Source organism: Paraburkholderia susongensis (assembly GCF_900177725.1).
Taxonomy (GTDB): domain Bacteria; phylum Pseudomonadota; class Gammaproteobacteria; order Burkholderiales; family Burkholderiaceae; genus Paraburkholderia; species Paraburkholderia susongensis.
The window spans coordinates 1-4,508 of sequence record NZ_FXAT01000027.1 but is presented as its reverse complement, the minus strand read 5'-3'; the positions used below and the strand labels follow the sequence as shown (position 1 = coordinate 4,508).

Sequence of the window (4,508 nt, the reverse complement as noted above, 5' to 3'; positions counted from 1 at the left end):
CGCCGATAGTCTGAAAAGCAGAGCACTAGCGGCTTTGGGAAACACGCCCCCCTGCCGGCCTGCGACTGCGCTTGCGAACGGCAGCTTCGTCCGCCTCTGTCGCCGCAGCGCTTAGCGCCAGTTTGAGCGCCTTCTGGTCACGTTCAAGCTGCATCCTCATGTGCCGCATGAACTGCCTCGCGGTCTCCGTGTGTGGGGTGCCGGGGCGAAACACGAGCACTCCGGTGAACATGACCTCGACGTCAATCGGCTTCACGACGAGCCCCCGTTCTGCGAAGTCCAACGTCACGAGCGGATGAGCGATTCCTATGCCGACTCCCGCGAGCGACAGCTCGCATACCGTGTGCGAATACGGCGTTTCGACAACCGTCTTGAGGCGGATTTCGCGTGCCGTGAGTTGCGCGTCCAGGCGCAGCCTGGTGCTGTCTTCGGGATTCAGCGCAATGAAGGGAAATTCAGGCAGATCTGCGACGGCAACAAAAGGACGCGCGGCCAAAGGGTGATGCCGGTTCATTACTGCCACAGCCGGCATACGCAAGAATACCGAGTGCTCCAGGCCGGCCATCGACATCTCATCGGACATCAGGCCGAAATCCACCTGGCCCGCCGAGACCTTCTCATGCACTTCGCGCGAGCTCATTACCTGTAGCGATATTTGCAGGTTTCTGGACGGAGCATCGAACGCCGCGATGACGCGAGGCAGAAAGCCCGTGCCTAGTGCCGGCAGGCAGGCGATCGCCATCCGCCCCAATCCGTAAGACCGCAAACTGCGGATTCGATGCTCGATGACCTCGAAGCCGCGGAAGTACTGGTCTACCTCTCGCATCAGCGCAACGGCTTCCTGGGTAGGTACGAGCCGGCTGCGTACCCGCTCGAACAGCGCGAAATCCGCCATGGTTTCCAGGCGCCTGATGGCCTGGCTCACAGCCGGTTGCGAGATGCCGAGCAGGGCCGCCGCTTTACTCGTGCTTCCGGCGTTCATGACCGCCCTGAACACCTCGATATCCCTGATCCTCATAATCTGCACTTATAGACCTAATTATTTCCGATGTTGATGCAAACCCGGGCGAAAGTAAACTGCAGTCGTCAATACACGACCACGCAATCACCGAGAGCATGATGACAAGTCAAACCCAGAAAGTGCCACAGCCGTTCCGCAGTCTGTCCCCAGCCGTCATACGGGCATCCACGGTCGTATTCGATTCTCTGGCCGAGTTTACGCACCGCAAGGAACGGCAACCGGACGGGTATAGCTATGGCATCACCGGGACGCCAACGGCTCGCCAACTGGAGCATCGCATCGCCGAACTCGAAGGCGGCGCGCATTGCGTGGTGACGCCCTCTGGTCAGTCCGCGCTGATGACGACCGTCATGGGTTTCGTGCGCGGTGGCGATCACCTGCTCGTGTCCGCTGCCTGCTACGGCGCGCTGAAGACGTTCGCGCATAAGTGGCTGGCGCACTTCAACGTCGAAGTCGAACTGTATCCGCCCGCAATCGGGGCTGAGATCAATAACTACATCAAGCCCAACACCCGCATGATCTGCATGGAGTCGCCGGGCACGGTGACGATGGAGATGCCCGACATCCCGGCGATCGTCGAAGTCGCGAAACGTCACGGCGTATTGACGATGATGGACAACACATGGGGAAGCCCGCTCGCTTTCAAGCCGCTCAAACACGGTGTGGACTTCAGCATCGAAGCCGCGACGAAATTTTTCGGCGGCCATTCTGATCTGCTGGTGGGCTGCATCAGCATGAACGATGCGGGTTACTACGCGACAGTGCGCGAGACGCAGAGCATTCTCGGCCAGCAGACCAGCCCCGACGACTGCTTCCTCGTAATGCGCGGTCTGGAAACCCTGAAGGTCCGTTTCGCAGCCCAGAGCGCCGCGACGCTGCAGATCGCGAGGGAACTCGAACGCCACCCGGAGGTGAGCAAGGTGCTGCTCCCGGCGCTACTGTCCGACGCCGGCCACGCCATCTGGAAGCGCGACTTTTCGAGCAGCGGGTGTCTCTTCTCCCTGATTCTCCAGCCCGGGCCGGAGGCCGCGTTCATCGCGTTCTTCGATGCGCTCCAGCATTTCGCCATCGGTGCTAGCTGGGGGGGCGTGCATAGCCTCGCTGCCTACTATCCGGCCCCGTTGCAGGCCGAGCGCGCGTTCCCGCTTACCGACCAGCCCATCGTGCGCCTTTCGATCGGGCTGGAGGACCCAGCAATGCTACTTGCAGACCTGAATGCGGGTCTCGACGCATTCAAACGAACCCGCGTAGCCGCTACCTGATATTTTTCCGTTCAATTACCTGGATGAGTGAGTACGACATGAAAACAATCAATGGATGGAGACGCGCTATCACGACAGTGAGTTTCGTGGCGCTTTGCGCGGCGTCCAGCTTTTCCGCTACCGCACAAGCAGCAGCAGACCTGCTTGCGCAGGCGAAGGCGAACGGCACATTGCGCGTGGCCAACACCCAGAGCAGTCCGCCGTGGAGCATGCTTGACGAAAACAATAAGCCTGTCGGCTATGACGTCGCGATTGCAAAGGAAGTCGGCAAACGCATTGGCGTGCCGAATGTCGTATTCGTCGCCGATTCGTTCAAGAACTTCGTGGAAGGGTTGAAGACGGGCAAGTACGACCTCGTGATGAACGATCTCACACCTACGCCTGAACGGGAACAACAGGTTGATTTCGGCGACCCATACGGTGTGGAGGATTTCCGTATTTTCGTACCTGCCGGTAACACGGACATTAAGGGCAAAGACACCCTTAAAGGCAAGCGGGTGGGCGTGGTCACCGGCTCCAGCAATGAAACATGGGCACGAGCACACCTGCGTGACTCCGATATCCGTTCCTACGACAACGGGGGGCTCGTCTTCAACGATCTGGGCAGTGGGCGGATCGACGCGGTGATTATTTCTCACTTCGGCGGCATGAAGTACGCCAACGTCAACCACTTACCCGTGAAGGAAGTGGGCGAACCCTTGATCTATCAGCTATCGGCGCCGGCTATGGTGAAAGGCCAACCGGCTCTGCGCGCGGCAGTCAATAAGGCGATCTCGGACATGAGAGCTGACGGGACGATTCAGGCCATTGCGAAGAAGTGGGTCGGGCGCGATTACGATATGCCAGGTACGATCGCCAAAGCCCAGGCGCAAAAGGAGTAGCCATGATCGAACTTTTCATGCGCTCGCTGCCGCTGTTGAGGAGCGCGGTGCTGATGACGGTCTTTCTCGGGTTATCGTCGTTCGTGCTTGGTTCGACACTGGGATTGCTCGTCGCGCTGGCCCGTGTCTCGAGCATAGGCGTACTGCGCGCGTTCGCATTCGCATATGTATCCATCTTTCGTGGCACGCCGCTGCTCGTGCAGATACTGCTTATCTATTTCGGCTTGCCCCGATACGGTCTGACACTTGACCCGGTTCCTGCCGCGCTTCTCGCGCTAACGCTGTTCTCCGCAGCGTATCTGAGCGAGAACTTCCGTTCCGGCATCAACGCAGTGGACAAGGGCCAGTGGGAAGCTGCGATGTCGCTGGGCATGGGTTATTGGAAAGCCATGTCGCGGGTTATCCTCCCTCAGGGGCTGCGCATCGCTATTCCGCCCGTCGGCAGCCGCTTGATTGCACTAATCAAAGATACGTCGCTCGCTTCGACCATCACGGTGGTGGAACTGACACGCGTGGCCGACCAGGTCGGCGCATCCACCTTCCGCTACATGGAAATGTTCCTGATGGTCGGCCTCATCTACTGGGGCATCAACCAGATTCTCACGATAGTCCAGACGGTTCTCGAGAATCGCTTGTCGAGGCGTTTTGTATGAATACGGATATCAGGACAATAGAAGTTCGTGGACTTTCGAAGGCCTTCGGCGGCAACCAGGTGTTGCGCGGCGTCGACTTCAGTGTATCGAAAGGCGAAGTTGTCGTTGTGATGGGGCCGTCCGGCTCGGGCAAGACTACGCTGCTGCGCTCACTGAATTTCCTCGAAATGCCGGATGCGGGCACCGTGACTGTGTGCGGCATTGATGTCGAATGCGCTGGTTCATCGAAGCCGTCACGTGAGCATCAGAAGAAGATTCGCGCGATCCGCCAGCGCACGGCAATGGTATTCCAGTCGTTCAACCTCTTTCCACACAGGACAGCCCTGGAAAACGTGATGGAAGGTCCGGTCAGCGTCAAGGGCCTTCCCCGCGCGCAGGCATCGGAGCGTGCAATGCGCCTGCTGACACAGGTTGGCCTGGCGGCAAAAGCCAACGAGTATCCCGGACGGTTGTCTGGAGGTCAGAAGCAGCGCGTAGCGATCGCGCGTGCGCTCGCGATGGATCCGGAAGTCATATTCTTCGACGAGCCCACGTCCGCTCTCGATCCAGCGCTGCGGGAGGATGTCCTAACCGGAATGCGCGATGTTGCAAAACTGGGCATGACGATGCTGATCGTCACGCACGAAGTGCGGTTTGCGCGAGATGTTGCGGATCGGGTCGTTTTCATGGACGGCGGCGTGGTTGCTGAAGA

The 4,508-nt window shown here is 59.3% G+C and carries 5 protein-coding genes; 4 read left to right on the top strand and 1 reads right to left on the bottom strand.

Going from position 1 to position 4,508, the window contains the following annotated elements; translation table 11 throughout:
• Positions 1–25 precede the first annotated feature (25 nt).
• Complete coding sequence (locus tag B9Z01_RS34520; RefSeq protein ID WP_244196260.1) at positions 26–1,018, bottom strand: LysR substrate-binding domain-containing protein; 993 nt, start codon at positions 1,016–1,018, stop codon at positions 26–28.
• Between the two features lie 101 nt (positions 1,019–1,119).
• Here B9Z01_RS34520 and metC point away from each other — a divergent pair, with 101 nt between their 5' ends.
• The 4 genes from metC to B9Z01_RS34500 all read left to right on the top strand — a co-directional run.
• Positions 1,120–2,283, top strand: a complete 1,164-nt coding sequence (gene metC / locus B9Z01_RS34515; RefSeq protein ID WP_085489997.1) for a cystathionine beta-lyase — start codon at positions 1,120–1,122, stop codon at positions 2,281–2,283.
• 38 nt (positions 2,284–2,321) lie between these two features.
• Positions 2,322–3,164 (top strand): ABC transporter substrate-binding protein, encoded by an 843-nt coding sequence (locus B9Z01_RS34510; protein ID WP_244196259.1) that lies wholly within the window; start codon positions 2,322–2,324, stop codon positions 3,162–3,164.
• 2 nt (positions 3,165–3,166) lie between these two features.
• Positions 3,167–3,817 carry an amino acid ABC transporter permease gene (locus B9Z01_RS34505; protein ID WP_085489995.1) on the top strand — a complete coding sequence of 217 codons (651 nt, stop codon included), beginning with the start codon at positions 3,167–3,169 and terminating at the stop codon, positions 3,815–3,817.
• Positions 3,814–4,508, top strand: a 695-nt coding sequence (locus tag B9Z01_RS34500; RefSeq protein WP_085489994.1) for an amino acid ABC transporter ATP-binding protein, incomplete at its 3' end; no start/stop codon positions are given. The genes B9Z01_RS34505 and B9Z01_RS34500, both read left to right, overlap by 4 nt.

Bases quoted from the DNA above. Each gene is read 5' to 3' on its own strand.
- B9Z01_RS34505 (WP_085489995.1), top strand. From the start codon at position 3,167: ATGATCGAACTTTTCATGCGCTCGCTGCCGCTGTTGAGGAGCGCGGTG.
- B9Z01_RS34520 (WP_244196260.1), bottom strand. From the start codon at position 1,018: ATGAGGATCAGGGATATCGAGGTGTTCAGGGCGGTCATGAACGCCGGA.
- metC (WP_085489997.1), top strand. From the start codon at position 1,120: ATGACAAGTCAAACCCAGAAAGTGCCACAGCCGTTCCGCAGTCTGTCC.
- B9Z01_RS34510 (WP_244196259.1), top strand. From the start codon at position 2,322: ATGAAAACAATCAATGGATGGAGACGCGCTATCACGACAGTGAGTTTC.